Raw genomic sequence first — 19,128 nt, forward strand, 5'->3', positions numbered from 1 at the left:
ACTGCGTCGCCCCTAAACCTCAAGACAGACGATGTGCATCGCAGAAACCCCAGCTCTCTGCGTCACTTGAAGGCGGCAAGATGATCAATGACAGCATCGCGCCCCGAAGGGCATCAGCGATGTATGGCGGAGAGGGAGGGATTCGAACCCCCGATACCCTTGCGAGTATGCCGCATTTCGAGTGCGGTGCTTTCAACCACTCAGCCACCTCTCCGCGAGATGCTGGTCTGCTGTTGCCAGCGCGGCGCACTAGATAACCGGTCATCGCCTCCGACACAAGAGCCAATCTGCGGCATTTTCAACCCGTCAACTTGACCTTGTGGCAAGCTTCCGTTATGGACACGCGTCCTGCGACGTGGGAAAGCCCTGCGCCGCATGGCGTTTAACCCTCAGGACTGACAAAAAGACGGCAGGCCACAAAGTCGTGGACCAAAGCCGGACCGGACACCGAAAGGAAAAAAGATGTTCGCAGTCATTAAAACCGGCGGCAAGCAGTACCGCGTTTCCGCCAACGACCTGCTTCAGGTCGAACTCATCGCCGGCGAGCCCGGTGAGATCATTCAGTTTGCAGACGTTCTCGCCGTTGGCGAGGGCGAAGACGTGGCGTTCGGCGCGCCGCTCGTTGAAGGCGCCAGCGTGGCTGCCGAAGTCGTCGAGCAGGGCCGCGGCAAGAAGGTCATCGCGTTCAAGAAGCGTCGCCGCCAGAATTCGCGCCGCAAGCGCGGCCATCGTCAGCTTCTGACCACCGTGCGGATCTCCGAGATCCTGACGGGCGGTGCGAAGCCGTCGAAGAAGGCAGCCGCCAAGAAAGAAGCCGCGCCGAAGAAGGCCGAAGCAAAGACGGAAGCGCCCGCAGCGGCAGCGCCGCTCTTCACCGCTCCGGCAGGCGAGCCCGACGATCTGACGAAGATCAAGGGCATCGGCCCGGTCGCAGCCGGCCAGCTCGCCGAGCAGGGCATCACCACCTACGCTCAGGTGGCCGCCCTCACCGACGAGGACGTGGTGCGCATCGATGAGGCCATGCCGTTCAGCGCCGACCAGATCAAGGACTGGCGCGAGCAGGCCGCAGAACTGGCGAAATAATCGCCGCAGGGTTGAAATCGGGCGCCTGACGGCGCAATAGGAATACGAGCGCTCTCAAGGGCGCAAAGGAGCAAGCGAAATGGCACACAAAAAAGCTGGTGGTTCGTCGCGCAACGGTCGCGATTCCGAGTCCAAACGCCTTGGTGTGAAGAAGTTCGGCGGCGAGCAGGTTCGCGCCGGCAACATCATCATCCGTCAGCGCGGCACGAAATGGCATCCCGGCACCAATGTCGGCATGGGCAAAGATCATACGATTTTTGCGCTTGAGGCTGGTTCCGTGTCCTTTGCCAAGAAGGCAAACGGCCGAACGTACGTATCTGTAAACCCAATTCTGGAAGCCGCGGAATAGCCGGTCCGCGCACCAAACACCGGCGACCCATCTCGGGGACCGGTGTCTGGACATTCCGGAAATAGGTTCAAAAAGGGGAGATGGGTCGCCATCTCCCCTTTTCTATTGTCCGGAGGAAAAAATGGTCGCCGAAAGTGAAGATATCGAGGGTGAAAGTCCCGGCGTCAGCATAGATTGTCCCGTTCTGGTCACGGAACGCCTCGTCCTGCGCATCCCGCGCGATGACGATGTGACCGAGCTGGTGGAGCTCGCCAACAACCGGCATCTGGCCGAAATGCTCGGCCGTCTGCCCAATCCCTATCGCGTTGCCGACGCACACAGTTTTCTGTCCAGCATTCGCGCCGGCGCGATCAGCGGCTGCACCTATGCCATCACCCTGTCCGAAAGTGGCGCTTTCATCGGCTGCGCGGGCCTGGAAAACCGCGCCCACGGTCTTGAGATGGGATACTGGATCGGCGAACCCTACTGGGGGCGCGGCTACGCAACGGAAGCGGCCCACGCCCTTGTGGACCTCGCCTTCCGCGCCACGGATATCGACCGGCTCAATGTTTCCTGCCGCGTCACCAACACCGCCTCGCGCCGCGTCATTCACAAATGCGGTTTCCAGTTTGCCGGTCAGGGCATGATGGATTCCGTGGTGGCCGGCCGGGTGCCCGTCGAGCGCTACCAGCTCGACCGCCGCACCTGGGTCAGCCTCAGGAGCTGGGGCGCATAGAAAATTGAGACGAGAGCAGGCAGGCACGTGCGCCCTGTCTGCTCTCGCACTTCAGCGCGCAATGCTGTAGACGGTTCAGCGCAACGTTACGGAAAGACGGTCCAAAACCATGAAATTTCTCGATCAGGCCAAAGTCTATATCCGCTCCGGCGATGGCGGCGCGGGTTCCGTTTCGTTCCGACGCGAGAAATATATCGAGTTCGGCGGTCCCGATGGCGGCGATGGCGGGCGCGGCGGCGATGTCTGGGTGGAGGCCGTTCAGGGCCTCAACACGCTCATCGACTATCGCTACCAGCAGCATTTCAAGGCCCAGACCGGCGTGCACGGCATGGGCCGCAACCGCACCGGCGCGAAGGGCGGCGACGCCATCCTCAAAGTGCCGGCCGGCACCCAGGTCTTCGAGGAAGACAATGAAACGCTGATCTGCGATCTGACCGAGATCGGCCAGCGCTTCAGGCTGGCCAGCGGCGGCAATGGCGGCTTCGGCAACCAGCACTTCAAATCCTCCACCAACCAGGCGCCGCGCCGGGCCAATCCCGGCCTGCCGGGTGAGGAAGCGTGGATCTGGCTGCGCCTCAAGCTCATCGCCGATGCCGGGCTCGTCGGCCTGCCCAATGCCGGCAAGTCCACCTTCCTGGCCACCGTCACGGCAGCCAAGCCGAAGATCGCCGACTATCCGTTCACGACGCTGCACCCCAATCTCGGCGTGGTGCGCATCGACGCGCGCGAATTCGTCATGGCCGACATCCCCGGCCTGATCGAGGGCGCGCATGCGGGCGTCGGCATTGGCGACCGATTCCTCGGCCATGTGGAGCGGACCCGCGTTCTGCTGCATCTCGTTTCCGCACGCGAGGAAGACCCGGCCGCCGTCTACAAGACCATTCGCGGCGAGCTTTCCGCCTATGGCCACGGCCTCACCGACAAGACCGAGGTGGTCGCGCTCAGCCAGGTGGATCTTCTGGACGAAGACGCCCGCGCCGAGAAGCAGGCCGCCCTTGCAGAGGCCTGCGGAAAGACGCCGCTCCTCCTGTCTTCCGCCACCGGCGAAGGCGTGCAGGAGGTGCTGCGCACCCTGATGAAGATCATCCAGGACGCCCGCGCCGAAGAAGAAAACGCCGATGCGGTTGATGAGCGCTGGCAGAAATAGGCAGACCATGACCCGCCCCGCGCTCAACAGTCACCGTCGCATCACGGTCAAGATCGGCTCCGCCCTTCTGGTGGACCGCAAAAAGGGTTTGAAGCGCGAATGGCTTTCCGCGCTCGTCGATGACATCGCCAATCTCAATGCCGATGGCGTCGAGGTTCTGGTGGTGTCGTCCGGCGCCATCGCGCTTGGCCGCACCATCCTCGGCATTGAGCGGCGCACGCTGAAGCTGGAAGAAAGCCAGGCTGCGGCTTCCGTGGGACAGATCGCGCTCGCCGGCGCATGGGACGAGGAGCTGCGCAAGCGCGGGCTCAAATCGGGCCAGATCCTCGTCACGCTCGGCGACACGGAAGAGCGTCGCCGCTATCTCAATGTGCGCGCCACCGTCTCCACCCTTCTCAAGATGGGCGTCGTGCCCGTCATCAACGAAAACGACACGGTCGCCACCAGCGAAATCCGCTATGGCGACAATGATCGCCTGGCCGCGCGCGTCGCCACCATGCTCGGCGCTGACCTTCTGGTTCTGCTCTCCGATGTGGACGGGCTCTACACCGCGCCGCCGGCCAGCGATCCCGATGCGCAGTTCATCCCCGTGGTCGACGCCATCACGCCACAGATCGAGGCCATGGCCGGCGCTGCTGCTTCCGAGCTTTCGCGCGGCGGCATGCGCACCAAGCTCGACGCCGGGCGCATCGCCACGGCAGCCGGCACCTCCATGATCATCGCCTCGGGCACGCGGCTCAATCCGCTGTCCGCGATCGACAGCGACGCCCGCTCCACCCTGTTCAGGGCAAGCACGACACCCGTGCGCGCCTACAAGACATGGATCGCCGGCCAGCTTGAGCCCGCCGGCACGATCGGCGTGGATGCCGGCGCGGTTCTGGCGCTTGCCGCCGGAAACTCGCTTCTGCCAGCGGGCGTCACACAGGTTTCGGGCAGTTTCGCCCGTGGCGACACGGTTGCCATTCACGGCCCCGACGGGCGCGAGGTCGCCCGTGGACTGGTTGCCTATGATGCCGCCGATGCCGTAAAAATCGCCGGTCTGAAAAGCGGCGACATTGCCGAGGTGCTCGGATACGAAGCGCGCACCGCCATGGTGCATCGCGATGACCTGGTCACGACGCCGCATGTGCGCCAGAACCGGATTGAAAAAGCGGAGGGTTGAATGCTGATGGAAAACAGGCAGGACAGTGCGGACATCGCCGCGCTGATGAACGATCTCGGTGCGCGCGCCCGCGCCGCCGCCGGCCCGTTGTCCATCGCCACGCCAGACGAGAAGAACGCCGCGCTGGAAGCCATGGCCGATGCGCTCACGCGCAATGAAGCGGCGATCCTTGAGGCCAACCGCGAAGACATGGCGCGCGGCGAGAAAACGGGCCTGTCGCCGGCCCTCCTCGACCGGCTGAAGCTTGATCCCGCGCGCATCGCCGCCATTGCAGAGGGCATGCGCGCCATCGCCGCGCTGAAAGACCCGGTCGGCAGCGTGATCGCCGCATGGGATCGCCCCAACGGTCTTCAGATCGAGCGCGTGCGCACGCCGCTCGGCGTCATCGGCGTCATCTATGAAAGCCGCCCCAACGTGACCGCCGATGCCGGCGCGCTGTGCCTCAAGGCCGGCAATGCGGTGATCCTGCGCGGCGGTTCCGATTCCGCGCGCTCCTCCGCCGCCATCCATGCCTGCCTCGTCGAAGGACTTGAGAAGGCGGGCCTGCCCGCCGACGCCATCCAGCGCGTGCCGGTCACCGACCGCGCCGCCGTTGGCGAAATGCTGAAAGGCCTCGGCGGCAATGTCGACGTCATCGTGCCCCGCGGCGGGCGCAGCCTCGTCGAGCGCGTGCAGAGCGATGCGCGTGTCCCCGTGTTCTCGCATCTGGAAGGCATCTGCCACCTTTACCTCGACCGCTCGGCCGACACCGACATGGCCGTCTCCATCGCCGTCAACGCCAAGATGCGGCGCACCGGCATCTGCGGCGCGGCTGAAACACTGCTCGTGGACCGCGCTGCGGCCGACCGCCTTCTCACGCCCGTTCTGACCGCGCTGCAAGAAGCCGGCTGCGCCATTCGCGGCGATGAAGAGGTCTGCGCCCGCTTTGCTTCGGCAACACCTGCGACAAACGAGGACTGGGGCACGGAATATCTCGACGCCATCATTTCGGTGAAGCTGGTCGATGGGGTCGATGAAGCGATCCGCCACATCGGCACATGGTCCTCGCACCACACCGAGGCCATCGTCGCGGAAGATGCGGCAGCCGTTGAGCGCTTCTTCAACGAGATCGATTCCGCCATTCTGCTGCACAACGCCTCCACCCAGTTCGCCGATGGCGGCGAGTTCGGCATGGGCGCGGAAATCGGCATTGCCACCGGCAAGATGCACGCGCGCGGACCGGTGGGTGTCGAACAGCTCACCTCGTTCAAATATCGCGTTCGCGGCTCCGGCCAGACCCGGCCCTGAGCGGCCGCTTCGCGATGCAGCAGTCCGACGAGAACAGCACGATCAGCACGCCGACGCCATCGGTGCCGGCGCGCTATCTGCGCATGCCGCATGTGGAACGCGGCATGGCGGTCGGCCTGTTTGGCGGCTCTTTCAACCCGCCCCATGCCGGCCATACGCTGGTGGCTGAGATCGCCATGCGGCGGTTACGGCTCGACCAGCTCTGGTGGATCGTCACCCCCGGCAATCCGCTGAAGAGCCATCGCGAACTCGCACCTCTTGCCGAACGGATCGCCCTTTCGGAGAAATGCACCACCGACCCGCGCGTTAAAGTGACGGCATTCGAGGCCGGCCACCGCGTCCGCTTCACGGCGGATACGATCAAGCTGGTTCAGGCGCGCAATCACGGCGTGAACTTCGTCTGGATCATGGGGGCGGACAGCCTGCGCGACTTCCATCGCTGGGAGCGCTGGCGCGATATCGCGCAGTCCATGCCCATCGCCGTGATCGACCGTCCGGGCGCAACGCTCGCCTTTCTCTCATCCACCATGGCGAAGACATTCGACCATGCCCGCATAGACGAGGACGACGCGCCGATCCTCGCCAGAAGCAAGCCGCCGGCCTGGACATTCATCCACGGTCCGCGCTCCCCGCTCTCCTCGACCGCAATCAGAAATGCGGCAAAAGGGGCGCAATAACCGCCAAAGCTCGCAAAACATGTGATCGGCGGATGTCTTGAAACTGTAAGGAGACTCTGCCTATCTATTGGATACCGCAGGACATGCGTCCACGGTGAGCTTGTTCTTATTGGAAAGGAAAGACACTGAGAACAGCAACCACGAAGAAGGCCGACAGCGTGCCTTCGCCGGCCGAGGCCAGCCGAAACCTGGTTTCCCAGGCCGTTGAAACAGCCCTCACGAGTCTTGAAGACTCGAAGGCGGAAAACATCGTCTCCATCGACATTCAGGGCAAGTCCCCGCTCGCCGATCACATGATCATCGCGTCGGGACGCTCGCATCGACACGTCGCTGCGGTCGCGGATCACCTGATCCGTGCCTTGAAGGAAGCCGGCTGCGGCAACGCAAAGGTCGAAGGCCTTGCGAGCGCCGACTGGGTTCTGGTCGATACGGGCGACATCGTTGTTCATGTCTTCCGTCCGGAAGTTCGGGAATTCTACAACATCGAAAAGATGTGGCAGACGCCCGATCTTGAGCCCGGTCTTGAGGATGAAACGGTTCACTGACCGCCGTCTTTGTTGACGGCGTTTGTGGGCTCCTCCGCCCACCGGGCAGAGAGGCTGGAATGCATATTGGGATTTGCGCCGTGGGCCGGATGAAAGCCGGCCCCGAGAGGGATCTGGCGGACCGTTATCTGGACCGCTTCTCCAAGGGCGGCCCGGCCATCGGGCTCGAATTTTCCGGCGTCAGCGAGATCGCTGAAAGCCGCGCCAAATCCACCGACGAAAGACGGCGCGAAGAGAGCCGCAAGATCGCGCAGATGCGCCCGGAAGGCTCGGCGCTCTTCCTGCTCGATGAACGCGGCAAGAACCTCACCTCCCGGGAGCTGAGCCAGGCCATCGCGGATCTGCGTGATGAAGGCCGGCGGCATCTTTCCATCGTCATTGGCGGGCCGGACGGGCACGATCCCGAGTTGCGGCGCATGGCAGACCGCACCATCGCGTTCGGCGCGCAGACATGGCCGCACCAGATCGTTCGGGTGATGCTGGCCGAACAGATCTACCGTGTTTCCACCATTCTTTCAGGCCATCCCTATCATCGGGACTGAACGGCTTCACGAATAGTTCGGTGCGGCCGGATGGGCGCTCAGACGGACGCACGGCGATCAGGCAAGCCGGCGCAACCCGCCTGCATTGACAATAGGGAAAACACAACCAAGAATTGTGCAGCAATTCCCGTATGGTTGATGCTTCCTTAAGAAAGCGTCGCCTATACTGCCCGAATGCGATTTCCCGACCGCGCGAAAACAGCAGACCAAGGATGATGAAAGCGCACATGCCGCGCCCGCCCTTTTCCAGGATCAGGACAGCAGCAGCCGCTGCGACCTGCCTTTGCGTCCTGACCGCCTACGCCGCCGCGCAGGACGGCATAGAGGTTCTGGAAACGCAGCATGGCAAGACGCAGACCGAATTTCAGGACATCAATCGCGAGATGGCGCTGACCGAACAGCGCCTCGCCGAAATCGCATCCGAAATCGACGCCATCAAGGATGACAATGCGGCCATCACCGCAGCCCTCATCCAGGCCGCCAAGACCGAGCGCAAGCTCAGCGAAGACATCGACGCCATTTCGCTGCGCCTCACGGAACTGCGCCATCAGGAAGGCTATCTGCGCGAATCGCTGCAATCGCGCCGCGGCGTTCTGGCCGAGGTTCTGGCAGCCCTTCAGCGCATGGGCCTGAACCCGCCACCGGCAATTCTCGTGCGCCCGGAAGATGCGCTCGCCTCCGTGCGCAGCGCCATCCTTCTCGGCGCGGTCGTGCCGGAGCTGCGGGTCGAGACGGAAATCCTCATCGGCGACCTGAAAGACCTCTCGCGCATCGTCACATCCATCGAAAGCGAGCGCGACAAACTTCAAAAAACCGTGACCGAACAGGTCGAGGAAAAGAAACGCCTCTCGCTTCTGCTCGATGAAAAGAAGCGCCTGCAGCAGGATGCCGAAAGCCGCATGGCCACCGAGCAGCGCGAAGCCGAGGCGCTGGCCGCCCGCGCCACCAGCCTGCAGGAGCTGATCGGCTCGCTGGAAACCGAGATCGCATCGCTGCGCAAGGCCGAGGCAGAGCGCGCAAGGCGCCTTAATCAGCCGACTTCGCCGGAACACCGGCTAAGTGCGGGCGCATCCTTTGCCAAGCGCACGGGCGGCGTGGCCCTGCCCGTGTCCGGCCAGTTCGCGGCGCGATTCGGTGAAGATGACGACACCGGGGCGCGCCTTCAGGGCGACATTCTAAGAACACAATCGGGCGCAATCGTTACCGCGCCTGCGGGGGCGACGGTTCTGTACGCGGGACCGTTCCGTTCCTATGGTCAGCTATTGATACTCAACGCCGGCGACGGTTATCATATCGTGCTTGCCGGCTTAGAGAAGGTAAGCGTGACGCTGGGGCAATCCGTTTTGGCGGGCGAACCAATCGGCATGATGGGGGATGCTCGCCTGGCAAGCATCGCAGGACCGGGGACTGAGAACGTCACACCGGAGCTGTATGTGGAGTTCAGGAAGAACGGAAAACCGATCAATCCTAAACCCTGGTGGGCTCCGGGACACTCTGGAAGGACAGGAAATGAAACGTAACTTGTCGCTATTGTTTGCCGGCGCCCTGATGGGCGCATCTGCGGTCTCGCTCCTTCACGGTACGAGTGGCTTCTCTGCGAACGCCGCCGGTTCCGAGACCTACCGGCAACTCGCGATCTTCGGCGACATCTTCGAGCGTGTGCGCGCCCAGTATGTGACCCCGCCGGATGACAAGAAGCTGGTGGAGAGCGCCATCAACGGCATGCTCACCTCGCTCGACCCGCATTCGTCCTATCTCGACGCGGACGCCGCCAAGGACATGCGCGTGCAGACCAAGGGCGAGTTCGGCGGCCTCGGCATCGAAGTCACCATGGACAGCGAGCTGGTCAAGGTGGTTGCGCCCATCGATGACACGCCCGCCGCACGCGCCGGCGTTCTGGCCGGCGACCTGATCTCCGCCATCGATGGCGAGGAAGTGCGCGGCATGTCGCTCAACGACGCCGTCGACAAGATGCGCGGCGCGGTCAACACGCCCATCGAACTCACCATCATTCGCGAAGGTGCGGACAAGCCCATCGATCTCACCATCGTGCGCGACATCATCAAGGTGAAGGCGGTCAAGTACCGCGTCGAAGAGGATGTCGGCTATCTGAAGATCACCTCCTTCACGGAGAAGACCTTCGATGACCTGATGACCGCCATCGACACGATCAGCGAAGAAGTGCCGGACGATCAGCTCAAGGGCTATGTGCTCGACCTGCGCCTCAATCCGGGCGGCCTGCTTGATCAGGCGGTCAGCGTTTCCGACGCCTTCCTGGATCGCGGCGAGATCGTCTCCACCCGCGGCCGCGAGGCCAATGAGATTGCCCGCTTTGATTCGCGGCCCGGCGATGTTCTGAATGGCAAGCCGGTCATCGTGCTCATCAATGGCGGCTCGGCCAGTGCTTCGGAAATCGTTGCCGGCGCGCTGCAGGACCACCGCCGTGCGACGGTTCTGGGTACCCAGTCCTTCGGCAAGGGCTCGGTCCAGACGATCATCCCGCTCGGCGAGAACGGCGCTTTGCGCCTCACCACCGCGCTCTACTACACGCCGTCCGGCGAATCGATCCAGGGCAAGGGCATCACGCCCGACATCAAGGTCGATCAGCCCCTGCCCGAGGAATTACAGGGCCGGGATCTGCGCCGGGGCGAGTCCGACCTGCGCGGTCACATCAAGGGTGAGGAAGAAAGCGACGAGGGGTCCGGCTCCATCGCCTATGTGCCGCCGGAGCCCAAGGACGACATGCAGCTCAAGGCAGCCCTTGAACTGCTGCGCGGCGAGAAAACCGATCCCGCTTTCCCGCCAAATCCCGACAAGGCGGTCATGAACCGCTAGAGCCATTTCAGGAAAAGTGGAAACCGGATTCCACTTTTCCGCCCGATGCTCTAAACATCTTTTGTCACCGCCGGTTTCTCGCAAACCGGCGGTGACATTCTGGCGACACAGACCGTCAGTAACACGAATTTCGCGCATGGCTGCCTTCCGGCCGCCCTACGTTTGGAAAGACAGAATTTTGACGCCGCGTCCGCCTTCTTAGAAGACGAGGACCGGTCTGGTTTCTGGCCTCGGCCATCGTGACGGGTGGGTATGACTTCCGGGAAAAAAGACATCGATCGCCCGCTGGGCCACGACAAGCGCCCGAACAAGCGCCCAGACAAGCCTAAGCGCCGGGGCACCTTCACCACCGGCCGCATCGTCACCGCTCTCGCCGCCATTGCGGTTCTCGGCACGTCCACGGCTGTCGCATTGCGAGACCGCCCTTTCCGCAGCCCTTCTCCTGTCGCCGTCACGTCACCCGTAGAAGAGACCGTCGCGCGGTCCTCCGGGTCTGACACGGCAACGGCCACGCCCGCATCCGGCGCGCCCGATGCATCGATCACCCGTCTTCAGCCGGAAGCCCCGTCCGAAAACGGCGTCATCATCATTCGCGATCCTTCGGCCATGGGCCAGCATCCGCGTCTGGCGCATCTGCCCGACCGGGCGCTGATCGAGGAGTCCGAGACAGGCCCCCTGCCCGTGCGCGATGCCGGCGGCCGGCGGCCCTTCGATGTTTATGCCCGCTCCTGGTCGGGCACGCGGGGCGCGCGCATCGCCATCATCATCGGCGGGCTGGGCCTTTCGCAGACAACCACGGAATACGCCATCGAGACGCTCCGCCCGGAGATCACCCTGGCGTTCGCACCGGCGGGCAACAGCCTGTCACGCTGGATGCAGCAGGCCCGCAAGGAAGGCCATGAGGTCATTCTGCAGGTGCCCATGGAGCCCTTCGGTTATCCGACGCAGAACCCGGGCCGCAACACGCTCACGCTGGATGCATCCCCCAGCCAGAACATGTCGCGCATGCGCTGGGCGCTTTCCCGCCTCACCAACTATACGGGCGTCATGAACTATATGGGCGGACGCTTCACGGCCGATGACGAAGCCATGGGCGATGTCATGGCGGAGCTTGGCCAGCGCGGCCTGATGTATATCGATGATGGCACATCCGCGCGCAGCGTCGCGCAGGATCTCGCCCTTCAGGAGGGCGTGCCTTTTGCCGCGTCCGACGCGCTCATCGATCCGACCGGCAAGAACCGTCGCCCCGAGCGCGCCGAAATCCTCAAGAAGCTTGATGAACTCGAGCGCATCGCACGCGCCAGAGGCTACGCCATCGGCACAGGCTCTGCATTCGACGAGACCATCGACGCCGTAGCGTCATGGTCCAATGAAGTCACCGGACGCGGAATCGAGCTCGTTCCCGTCTCGGCCGTCGCCGCCGATCCTCAACCACGATAGAAACGGAAATCGTCCGCATGGCCGAGAACACAAAGAACGCAGCCGATCTGCCCTATCGCCCCTGCGTGGGCATCATGGTGCTCAACGACAGGGGCCTTGCCTGGGCGGGCCGCCGCATCGTTCAGCCCGAAACGGATGAGTTATCCGGCGCAACACAACTCTGGCAGATGCCCCAGGGCGGCGTCGACAAAGGCGAAGAGCCCCGCGAGGCGGCCTATCGCGAACTCTATGAAGAGACCGGCATGAAGTCCGTGTCGCTTCTCGCCGAGACGCCCGACTGGATCACCTACGAACTGCCCGAACATCTCCTTGGCATTGCCCTCAAGGGAAAGTATCGCGGGCAGAAGCAGAAGTGGTTCGCCTTCCGCTTTGAAGGCCCCGATTCGGAGATCGCGATCAACCCGCCGCCCGGCGGACATGAAGCCGAGTTCGACATGTGGGAATGGAAGCCGATGACCGATCTGCCCGGTCTGATCGTTCCCTTCAAGCGCAAGGTCTATGAGAGCGTCGTCTCCGCCTTCCGCCACCTCGCACCCTGAGGCGTCCCGGCACTTTCGCCGGCTATTTCAGGATATCTTCAACGGCGATCACGGTCTGCCCGCGGACCGGTTCGCCGCGCAGCTTCAATGCTCCATTGGCGCGATAATTCTGAAACTGCGCCGGCAAACCCTTTCCCGCACCCAATTCCGGTGTCGTCTGCATATGCACGTGAAGGTGGGGCTCTGACGAGTTCCCGCTATTGCCGCAGCGGCCAATCTCCTGCCCCTCATCGACATGCTGCCCGCCGCTCACGGCAACCGAGCCGTTGCGCAGATGCGCCAGGAAGATGAACTCTTCATTGCCCAGGTCGAGCACCACATGGTTGCCCGCCGGCCGGTCTGCATTCATCTCGCCCAGAGGCTGGTCCGGCAGCCCGTCAACACGGGCAACGACCGTGCCCTCTGCCGGTGCCAGAATGGGCTCGTCCCAGCAGTAATAGTCCGTGAGCGCCGTACCATCCCCCGTGTGGGTTTTGCCCGCGCGCTGGATTACGAAGTCATAGGCAAAGCGCTGGCCCGCATCTGCGGCATGGTAGTTTTCTTCCACCGTGCGCCCACCCCAGAAGACCTTCCAGTAGCCGGCGAAGGGCAGACGCAGCGCAGCCTGTGTCTGATAGTCGAGATAGGCAGAATCCGCCTCCACGGGCACACGCCGCACGTAAAAGCCCTCGATCCCGTCATCCTGACCGAAGCTCCATTGCCAGATGAGATCCGAACCGTTCTCGTGCCCGGCACGGCGGCGGTAGGTCCGCAGTCCGTCTTTCTCTTCCGTCAGCTCTTCATGAACCGACACTTCGGGGCCGTAGGCGCTGTTGATGGACGCCTGAAACCCTTTCAGATGATAGAGATCGCCAAGCGCCGACTGCATTCGCTCCGACATGTGCTGCCAGACCTCTTCAGCGGACCCTTTCTGGAAGATGTCGGTAAATTGCCGGCCAAGCGTGGCCGTTTTCGGATCAAGTTCCTCCGCCACGCCCGGGCTCGCAGCCACAACGACCATGAGCCAGCAAAGAAACCGCGCCACCCTGCGCAATGCCATGAAGTATACCCCTGCCTTTCACAATAGAAAGCAGGCTAACAAAAAAGCCGGGCATTGGCCCGGCTGTTTTCGCACCATATACGCCTGCCGATCAGGCAGGCAGAATGGCACCCTCAAGGGTCGTCAGCTGATGCAGGAAGTCTTCGGCACGCAGACGCGCCTCGTGATCCCCGGCATCTTCCAGATCCTCGCGGGCCTCCTGAATGCGGCGCGCGATATCTTCGCGGTTGATGTCATCCACATGCACAGCCGATTCGGCGAGAACCGTGCAGCCATCGGGCAGAATGTCGGCAAAGCCGCCAAACACCACATAGCGTTCGGTCTTGCCGCCAGCCGTCACTGCAACGACGCCCGGCTTGATGCTGGTCATTGTCGGCGCATGTGTGGCCATCACGGTCAGTTCGCCCTCAGTGCCGGGAATGACAACCGATTCGACGTCCTGGGAAACCAGGAGCCGCTCGGGCGAGACCAGATCGAATTTGAAGGATTGAGCCATCGTGTCCTACCGGTTTGGCATGAAGGCGGGAGGCCCGAACGGACCTCCCGGTCATTGCCTTGATCAGGCCGCTTCGGCGGCCAGCTTCTGGGCCTTCTCGACGGCCTGCTCGATGGTGCCAACCATGTAGAAGGCAGCTTCCGGCAGGTGATCGTACTCACCGTCACACAGACCCTTGAACGAGCGGATCGTGTCTTCCAGGTCCACGAACAGACCCGGCGCGCCGGTGAAGACCTCGGCCACGTGGAAGGGCTGCGACAGGAAGCGCTCGATCTTACGGGCGCGGGCAACCGTGAGCTTGTCCTCTTCGGAAAGCTCGTCCATGCCGAGAATGGCGATGATGTCCTGAAGCGACTTGTAGCGCTGGAGGATCTCCTGGACCTGACGGGCCACGCGGTAGTGCTCCTCACCGACGATCATCGGGTCAAGCATGCGCGAGGTGGAGTCCAGCGGATCCACGGCCGGGTAGATACCCTTTTCCGAGATGGCGCGGTTCAACACGGTCGTTGCGTCCAGGTGGGCGAACGAAGCTGCCGGCGCCGGGTCGGTCAAGTCATCGGCGGGCACGTAAATGGCCTGCACCGAGGTAATCGAGCCCTTGGTGGTCGTGGTGATGCGTTCCTGCAGGGCGCCCATGTCGGTCGCCAGCGTCGGCTGGTAACCCACGGCCGAAGGAATACGGCCGAGAAGAGCCGACACCTCGGAGCCCGCCTGCGTGAAGCGGAAGATGTTGTCCACGAAGAACAGAACGTCCTGGCCCTGGTCGCGGAAATGCTCGGCAACCGTCAGACCGGTCAGAGCAACACGGGCGCGTGCACCGGGCGGCTCGTTCATCTGGCCGAACACGAGGGCGCACTTGGAGCCTTCGGTGGAGCCGTTGTTCTTTGCCGGGTCCTGGTTCACGCCGGACTCGATCATCTCGTGGTAGAGATCGTTGCCCTCACGGGTACGCTCGCCAACGCCTGCGAACACGGAGTAACCGCCGTGCGCCTTTGCGACGTTGTTGATCAGTTCCTGAATGAGAACGGTCTTGCCAACGCCGGCGCCGCCGAACAGGCCGATCTTGCCGCCCTTCGCGTACGGTGCGAGCAGGTCAACGACCTTGATGCCCGTGACCAGGATCTCGGCTTCCGTGGACTGATCCACATACTCCGGAGCCGGCTGGTGAATAGCGCGAACGCCGTCGCCCTTGACCGGGCCGGCTTCGTCGATGTCTTCGCCAACCACGTTCATGATGCGGCCGAGCGTTGCGTCGCCAACCGGCACCGAGATCGGGCTGCCCGTGTCACGGACTTCCATGCCGCGCACCAGACCCTCGGTGGAGTCCATGGCGATGCAGCGAACCGTGTTTTCGCCGAGATGCTGAGCCACCTCAAGCACGAGGCGCGTGCCGTTGTTCTCGGTCTCAATTGCGTTCAGGATCGCCGGCAGGTGATCTTCGAACTGCACGTCGACAACGGCGCCGATAACCTGGCGGATCGTGCCGGCCGAGCCGGTTGCTTTCGTTGCTGCGCTGGACGATGCCGAGCGGGTGGAAGCCGCCTTGCGCGCCGGGGCCGCCTTCTTGGCGGCGGTCGCGGACGCCGTCTTCGGGGTCGCTGCTTTGGCCATTTTCGTTTAACCTCTTCGGTCCGTTAGAGCGCTTCCGCGCCCGAAATGATTTCGATGAGTTCCTTGGTGATCTGCGCCTGGCGCTGGCGGTTGTAGGTGATCGAAAGCTTGTCGATCATCTCGCCTGCGTTGCGCGTCGCGCTGTCCATGGCGGTCATCTTGGCACCCATCTCGCCGGCCGCGTTCTCCAGGAGCGCGCGGAAGATCTGAACCGCGATATTGCGCGGGATCAGATCGGCAAGAATGGCGGGCGCGTCAGGCTCGTACTCGTAGACTGCGTCAGAACCCTGGCCCTCGTCCCCGGCGGGAACGGCGGCCGGGATGATCTGCAGTGCGGTCGGCACCTGCGACATCACCGATACGAACTCGGAATAGAACAGCGTGCAGACGTCGAACTCGCCCTTTTCGAACAGGCCGATGACCTGACGGGCGACGTCGTTCGCGTTGTCGAAACCGATCTTCTTGACCTCGCGGAGATCCACGCGGTCCATGATCAGATCGCCATGATCGCGACGCAGGACATCATAGCCCTTCTTGCCGACGCACAGCACTTTCACTGTCTTGCCTTCGCCAAGCAGCGCGCGGATATGCTCGCGCGCCTTCTTGGCGATCTGGCTGTTAAAGCCACCGCAAAGACCACGCTCGGCGGTGCAGACCACCAGAAGATGCGTTTCGTCCTTGCCGGTACCTGCCATCAGCGGCGGCGCGTCGTTGCCCGACACGGCGCCGGCGATGTTGGTGAGCACGGCCCCCATGCGTTCCGCATAGGGCCGCGCAGCCTCGGCCGCCTCCTGGGCGCGCTTCAGTTTCGCCGCGGCGACCATCTGCATCGCCTTGGTGATTTTCTGCGTCGCCTTGACCGAGGCGATTCGGTTGCGAAGTTCCTTAAGGGAAGCCATGCTCGCTTAGCCTCAGGCGAAGTTCTTGGCGAATGCGTCGATCTGTGCCTTGAGCTTCTCACGCAGATCGTCGGAAAGCGCCTTTTCCTTGCGGATCGCATCAAGCACGTCCTTGCCGTCCGCACGCATGTGCGAAAGCAGGCCCTGCTCGAAACGGGTGACATCGGCAAGCGGAAGCTTGTCGAGGTAGCCATTCACACCGGCAAAGATCACGGCAACCTGCTCTTCCGTCTTCAGCGGCGAGAACTGCGGCTGCTTCAGGAGTTCGGTCAGGCGTGCACCGCGGTTGAGCAGGCGCTGGGTCGAGGCGTCGAGGTCAGAACCGAACTGCGCGAACGCAGCCATTTCACGGTACTGGGCGAGCTCACCCTTAATGGAGCCGGCAACCTGCTTCATCGCCTTGATCTGGGCTGCGGAGCCGACGCGCGACACCGACAGACCGACGTTCACGGCCGGGCGGATGCCCTGGAAGAACAGGTTGGTCTCGAGGAAGATCTGACCGTCGGTGATCGAGATCACGTTGGTCGGAATGTAGGCCGACACGTCGTTCGCCTGCGTCTCGATGACCGGCAGAGCCGTGAGCGAGCCGGAGCCCTGCTCGTCGTTCATCTTCGCCGCGCGCTCGAGCAGGCGGGAGTGCAGGTAGAAAACGTCGCCCGGGTAAGCTTCACGGCCCGGCGGGCGGCGCAGCAGGAGCGACATCTGACGGTAAGCAACGGCCTGCTTGGACAGATCGTCATAGGCGATCACGGCGTGCTTGCCGTTGTCGCGGAAGTACTCGCCCATGGCGCAGCCGGCGAACGGAGCCAGGAACTGCATCGGAGCGGCGTCGGAAGCGGTGGCGGCGACGATGATCGAGTATTCGAGAGCGCCGCGCTCTTCCAGAACCTTCACCAGCTGTGCAACCGTGGAGCGCTTCTGGCCAACGGCAACATAGACGCAGTAGAGCTTCTGGCTCTCGTCGTCACCGTCGTTGAGCGGCTTCTGGTTGAGGAAGGTGTCGAGAACGATGGCGGTCTTGCCGGTCTGGCGGTCGCCAATGATCAGCTCGCGCTGGCCGCGGCCAATCGGGATCAGGGCGTCAACGGACTTCAGACCGGTCGACATCGGCTCGTGAACCGATTTGCGGGGAATGATGCCCGGCGCCTTCACGTCAACGCGGGCGCGCGCCTTTGTCTTGATCGGGCCCTTGCCGTCGATCGGGTTGCCAAGCGCGTCAACAACGCGGCCGAGCAGCTCCGGACCGACCGGAACGTCCACGATGGCGCCCGTGCGCTTCACCGTGTCGCCTTCTTTAATGTCACGGTCGCTACCGAAGATAACGACGCCGACATTGTCGACTTCCAGGTTGAGCGCCATGCCGCGGATGCCGCCTGGGAACTCCACCATCTCACCGGCCTGGACATTGTCCAGACCATAGACGCGGGCAATGCCGTCGCCCACGGAGAGCACCTGGCCAACTTCTGAAACTTCGGCTTCCTTGCCGAAGTTCTTTATCTGATCCTTCAGAATTGCGGAAATTTCCGCCGCACGGATGTCCATCAGCCGACCTCTTTCAGTGCAAGCTTGAGCGAATTAAGTTTGGTTTTGAGCGATGTGTCGATCTGGCGCGAGCCCATCTTGACCACCAGCCCGCCGAGAATGGAGGGATCAACGGAAACGTTGATCGAAACGTCCTTGCCAGCCACTGCCTTGAGGGCGGCCTTCAGTTCCTTCTCCTGCGTCGCGTTGAGCGCGTGCGCCGCAACCACGTCCGCCGTCGTCTCACCGCGATCTTCTGCGGCGATATGGCGGAATGCGCGGATCATCTGCGGAACGGCGAACAAACGCCGGTTCTGCGCAACGACACGCAGGAAATTGCCGACCAGGCCCGAAATCCCGGCCTTGTCGAGAACGGCGCTGATCGCCTTCAGCTGGTCGTCAGCCGAGAACACGGGGCTCTCGACGAGACGCTGCAGGTCGTCGCTGCCTTCAAGAAGTTTCTCGAAGCGGTCGAGGTCAGCCTCGACTGTGGAAATCGCCTTGGCTTCCTTCGCCAGTTCAAAAAGCGAACCAGCGTAGCGCCCTGCCATTCCGGAAATCATGGAGCCAGATTGTGCCACGGGATGGTCTTCTCTCACGCCTAGAAGGCCACAAGATTTTATGCTGGAGCTACCTGCTCGGGCTAAATCTCTGACCTGATTGAATTTTTCCCCTCGCAAAAAGACATAGGACATGCCTTCCTGCTGAAAGCCGATTGCCGTCTAGCACAGGCTTCCGAGAGTCGCAACACGCATAGACCCCGCCATAACGGTTGCTTTGTCGCAGTTTCGACGCATTTTTATTCCGTCAGGCCACGAATCCCATGACAAATGCCAGCGGAAGCACCGCCAGAACGAGCGACAGAACAAGAAACACCCAGCTGTAGAGAGCCTTCGCTCCATCCGACAACATCGAGATCACGCAGCCGAAGACCGACACGGTCCAGGCCGCGCCAAGCGCCAGATAAATGAAGGGCTGCGCCAGCATCATCGCCGCCAGTCCGAAGCCGATATAGAAACCGCCAATGATGGCGCGCGGCACCACAAGCATCTCGGTGCGCTCGGCCGCCGGCTGCAGCCTGAAAAGTTTCAGCGCCAGCCGCGGCATGAACATCACGAACAGGCCGATGAGAATCGTCACCGCCGCTGCGGACCATGCCAGCCATTCGCCCTGGGTTACCGGCCAGGGAAAGGACAACGCCATCAGAACCTCCTTGGTTGTATTGCAGGCAAACATGCCCG

At 62.8% G+C, this 19,128-nt stretch carries 20 protein-coding genes and 1 tRNA gene; 13 read left to right on the forward strand and 8 right to left on the reverse strand.

The annotated features are described in order from the left end of the window. Positions 1 to 124 precede the first annotated feature (124 nt). Positions 125 to 214 (reverse strand) — tRNA-Ser (locus tag DEJ54_RS03905). Between the two features lie 248 nt (positions 215 to 462). Between DEJ54_RS03905 and rplU the strand changes: the two genes are divergently transcribed. The 13 genes from rplU to DEJ54_RS03970 all read left to right on the forward strand — a co-directional run bounded on the left by rplU (position 463) and on the right by DEJ54_RS03970 (position 12,321). After that, positions 463 to 1,083 (forward strand): 50S ribosomal protein L21, encoded by a 621-nt coding sequence (rplU, locus tag DEJ54_RS03910; RefSeq protein WP_113153416.1) that lies wholly within the window; start codon positions 463 to 465, stop codon positions 1,081 to 1,083. A 79-nt stretch (positions 1,084 to 1,162) separates the two neighbouring features. Then, positions 1,163 to 1,432, forward strand: a complete 270-nt coding sequence (gene rpmA / locus DEJ54_RS03915; protein ID WP_113153417.1) for a 50S ribosomal protein L27 — start codon at positions 1,163 to 1,165, stop codon at positions 1,430 to 1,432. Between the two features lie 121 nt (positions 1,433 to 1,553). Beyond that, entirely contained in the window at positions 1,554 to 2,147 is a 594-nt protein-coding gene (locus tag DEJ54_RS03920; protein ID WP_113153418.1) for a GNAT family N-acetyltransferase, read from the forward strand. 109 nt (positions 2,148 to 2,256) lie between these two features. Next, entirely contained in the window at positions 2,257 to 3,294 is a 1,038-nt protein-coding gene (obgE, locus tag DEJ54_RS03925; RefSeq protein WP_113153419.1) for a GTPase ObgE, read from the forward strand. A 7-nt stretch (positions 3,295 to 3,301) separates the two neighbouring features. After that, positions 3,302 to 4,456 carry a glutamate 5-kinase gene (gene proB, locus DEJ54_RS03930; RefSeq protein ID WP_113153420.1) on the forward strand — a complete coding sequence of 385 codons (1,155 nt, stop codon included), beginning with the start codon at positions 3,302 to 3,304 and terminating at the stop codon, positions 4,454 to 4,456. Next, positions 4,457 to 5,743 carry a glutamate-5-semialdehyde dehydrogenase gene (locus DEJ54_RS03935; RefSeq protein WP_113153421.1) on the forward strand — a complete coding sequence of 429 codons (1,287 nt, stop codon included), beginning with the start codon at positions 4,457 to 4,459 and terminating at the stop codon, positions 5,741 to 5,743. Positions 5,744 to 5,826: 83 nt separating this feature from the next. Then, positions 5,827 to 6,420, forward strand: coding sequence for a nicotinate-nucleotide adenylyltransferase (locus tag DEJ54_RS03940; RefSeq protein WP_113156063.1), 594 nt, complete (start codon positions 5,827 to 5,829; stop codon positions 6,418 to 6,420). A gap of 158 nt (positions 6,421 to 6,578) precedes the next feature. Beyond that, positions 6,579 to 6,965 carry a ribosome silencing factor gene (gene rsfS / locus DEJ54_RS03945; protein ID WP_113153422.1) on the forward strand — a complete coding sequence of 129 codons (387 nt, stop codon included), beginning with the start codon at positions 6,579 to 6,581 and terminating at the stop codon, positions 6,963 to 6,965. Between the two features lie 59 nt (positions 6,966 to 7,024). Then, a complete protein-coding gene (gene rlmH, locus DEJ54_RS03950) occupies positions 7,025 to 7,507 on the forward strand; it encodes a 23S rRNA (pseudouridine(1915)-N(3))-methyltransferase RlmH (RefSeq protein WP_113153423.1) in 483 nt (160 codons plus the stop codon). 212 nt (positions 7,508 to 7,719) lie between these two features. Further along, complete coding sequence (locus DEJ54_RS03955) at positions 7,720 to 9,027, forward strand: murein hydrolase activator EnvC (protein ID WP_113153424.1); 1,308 nt, start codon at positions 7,720 to 7,722, stop codon at positions 9,025 to 9,027. Continuing rightward, on the forward strand, positions 9,017 to 10,342 hold the full coding sequence (locus tag DEJ54_RS03960) for a S41 family peptidase (RefSeq protein ID WP_113153425.1): 1,326 nt from the start codon (positions 9,017 to 9,019) through the stop codon (positions 10,340 to 10,342). Before DEJ54_RS03955 ends, DEJ54_RS03960 begins: the two co-directional genes overlap by 11 nt. Before the next feature lie 252 nt (positions 10,343 to 10,594). After that, positions 10,595 to 11,782 (forward strand): divergent polysaccharide deacetylase family protein, encoded by a 1,188-nt coding sequence (locus DEJ54_RS03965; protein WP_113153426.1) that lies wholly within the window; start codon positions 10,595 to 10,597, stop codon positions 11,780 to 11,782. A 17-nt stretch (positions 11,783 to 11,799) separates the two neighbouring features. Next, positions 11,800 to 12,321, forward strand: a complete 522-nt coding sequence (locus tag DEJ54_RS03970; protein ID WP_113153427.1) for an RNA pyrophosphohydrolase — start codon at positions 11,800 to 11,802, stop codon at positions 12,319 to 12,321. 22 nt (positions 12,322 to 12,343) lie between these two features. Here the strand turns inward: DEJ54_RS03970 and DEJ54_RS03975 are convergent, their stop codons facing one another. The 7 genes from DEJ54_RS03975 to DEJ54_RS04005 all read right to left on the reverse strand — a co-directional run bounded on the left by DEJ54_RS03975 (position 12,344) and on the right by DEJ54_RS04005 (position 19,090). Next, positions 12,344 to 13,360 (reverse strand): M23 family metallopeptidase, encoded by a 1,017-nt coding sequence (locus DEJ54_RS03975; RefSeq protein ID WP_113153428.1) that lies wholly within the window; start codon positions 13,358 to 13,360, stop codon positions 12,344 to 12,346. A 91-nt stretch (positions 13,361 to 13,451) separates the two neighbouring features. Beyond that, entirely contained in the window at positions 13,452 to 13,856 is a 405-nt protein-coding gene (locus DEJ54_RS03980) for a F0F1 ATP synthase subunit epsilon (RefSeq protein WP_113153429.1), read from the reverse strand. Between the two features lie 63 nt (positions 13,857 to 13,919). Beyond that, complete coding sequence (gene atpD, locus DEJ54_RS03985) at positions 13,920 to 15,467, reverse strand: F0F1 ATP synthase subunit beta (protein ID WP_113153430.1); 1,548 nt, start codon at positions 15,465 to 15,467, stop codon at positions 13,920 to 13,922. Between the two features lie 23 nt (positions 15,468 to 15,490). After that, a complete protein-coding gene (locus DEJ54_RS03990; protein ID WP_113153431.1) occupies positions 15,491 to 16,366 on the reverse strand; it encodes a F0F1 ATP synthase subunit gamma in 876 nt (291 codons plus the stop codon). Between the two features lie 12 nt (positions 16,367 to 16,378). Continuing rightward, positions 16,379 to 17,908 (reverse strand): F0F1 ATP synthase subunit alpha, encoded by a 1,530-nt coding sequence (gene atpA / locus DEJ54_RS03995; RefSeq protein ID WP_113153432.1) that lies wholly within the window; start codon positions 17,906 to 17,908, stop codon positions 16,379 to 16,381. After that, positions 17,908 to 18,468 (reverse strand): F0F1 ATP synthase subunit delta, encoded by a 561-nt coding sequence (locus DEJ54_RS04000; RefSeq protein ID WP_113153433.1) that lies wholly within the window; start codon positions 18,466 to 18,468, stop codon positions 17,908 to 17,910. Before DEJ54_RS04000 ends, atpA begins: the two co-directional genes overlap by 1 nt. A 226-nt stretch (positions 18,469 to 18,694) precedes the next feature. Then, complete coding sequence (locus tag DEJ54_RS04005; RefSeq protein ID WP_113156064.1) at positions 18,695 to 19,090, reverse strand: DUF4345 domain-containing protein; 396 nt, start codon at positions 19,088 to 19,090, stop codon at positions 18,695 to 18,697. Positions 19,091 to 19,128 lie beyond the last annotated feature (38 nt).

This window comes from Nitratireductor sp. OM-1, assembly GCF_003296175.1.
Classification (GTDB): Bacteria; Pseudomonadota; Alphaproteobacteria; order Rhizobiales; family Rhizobiaceae; genus Nitratireductor; species Nitratireductor aquimarinus.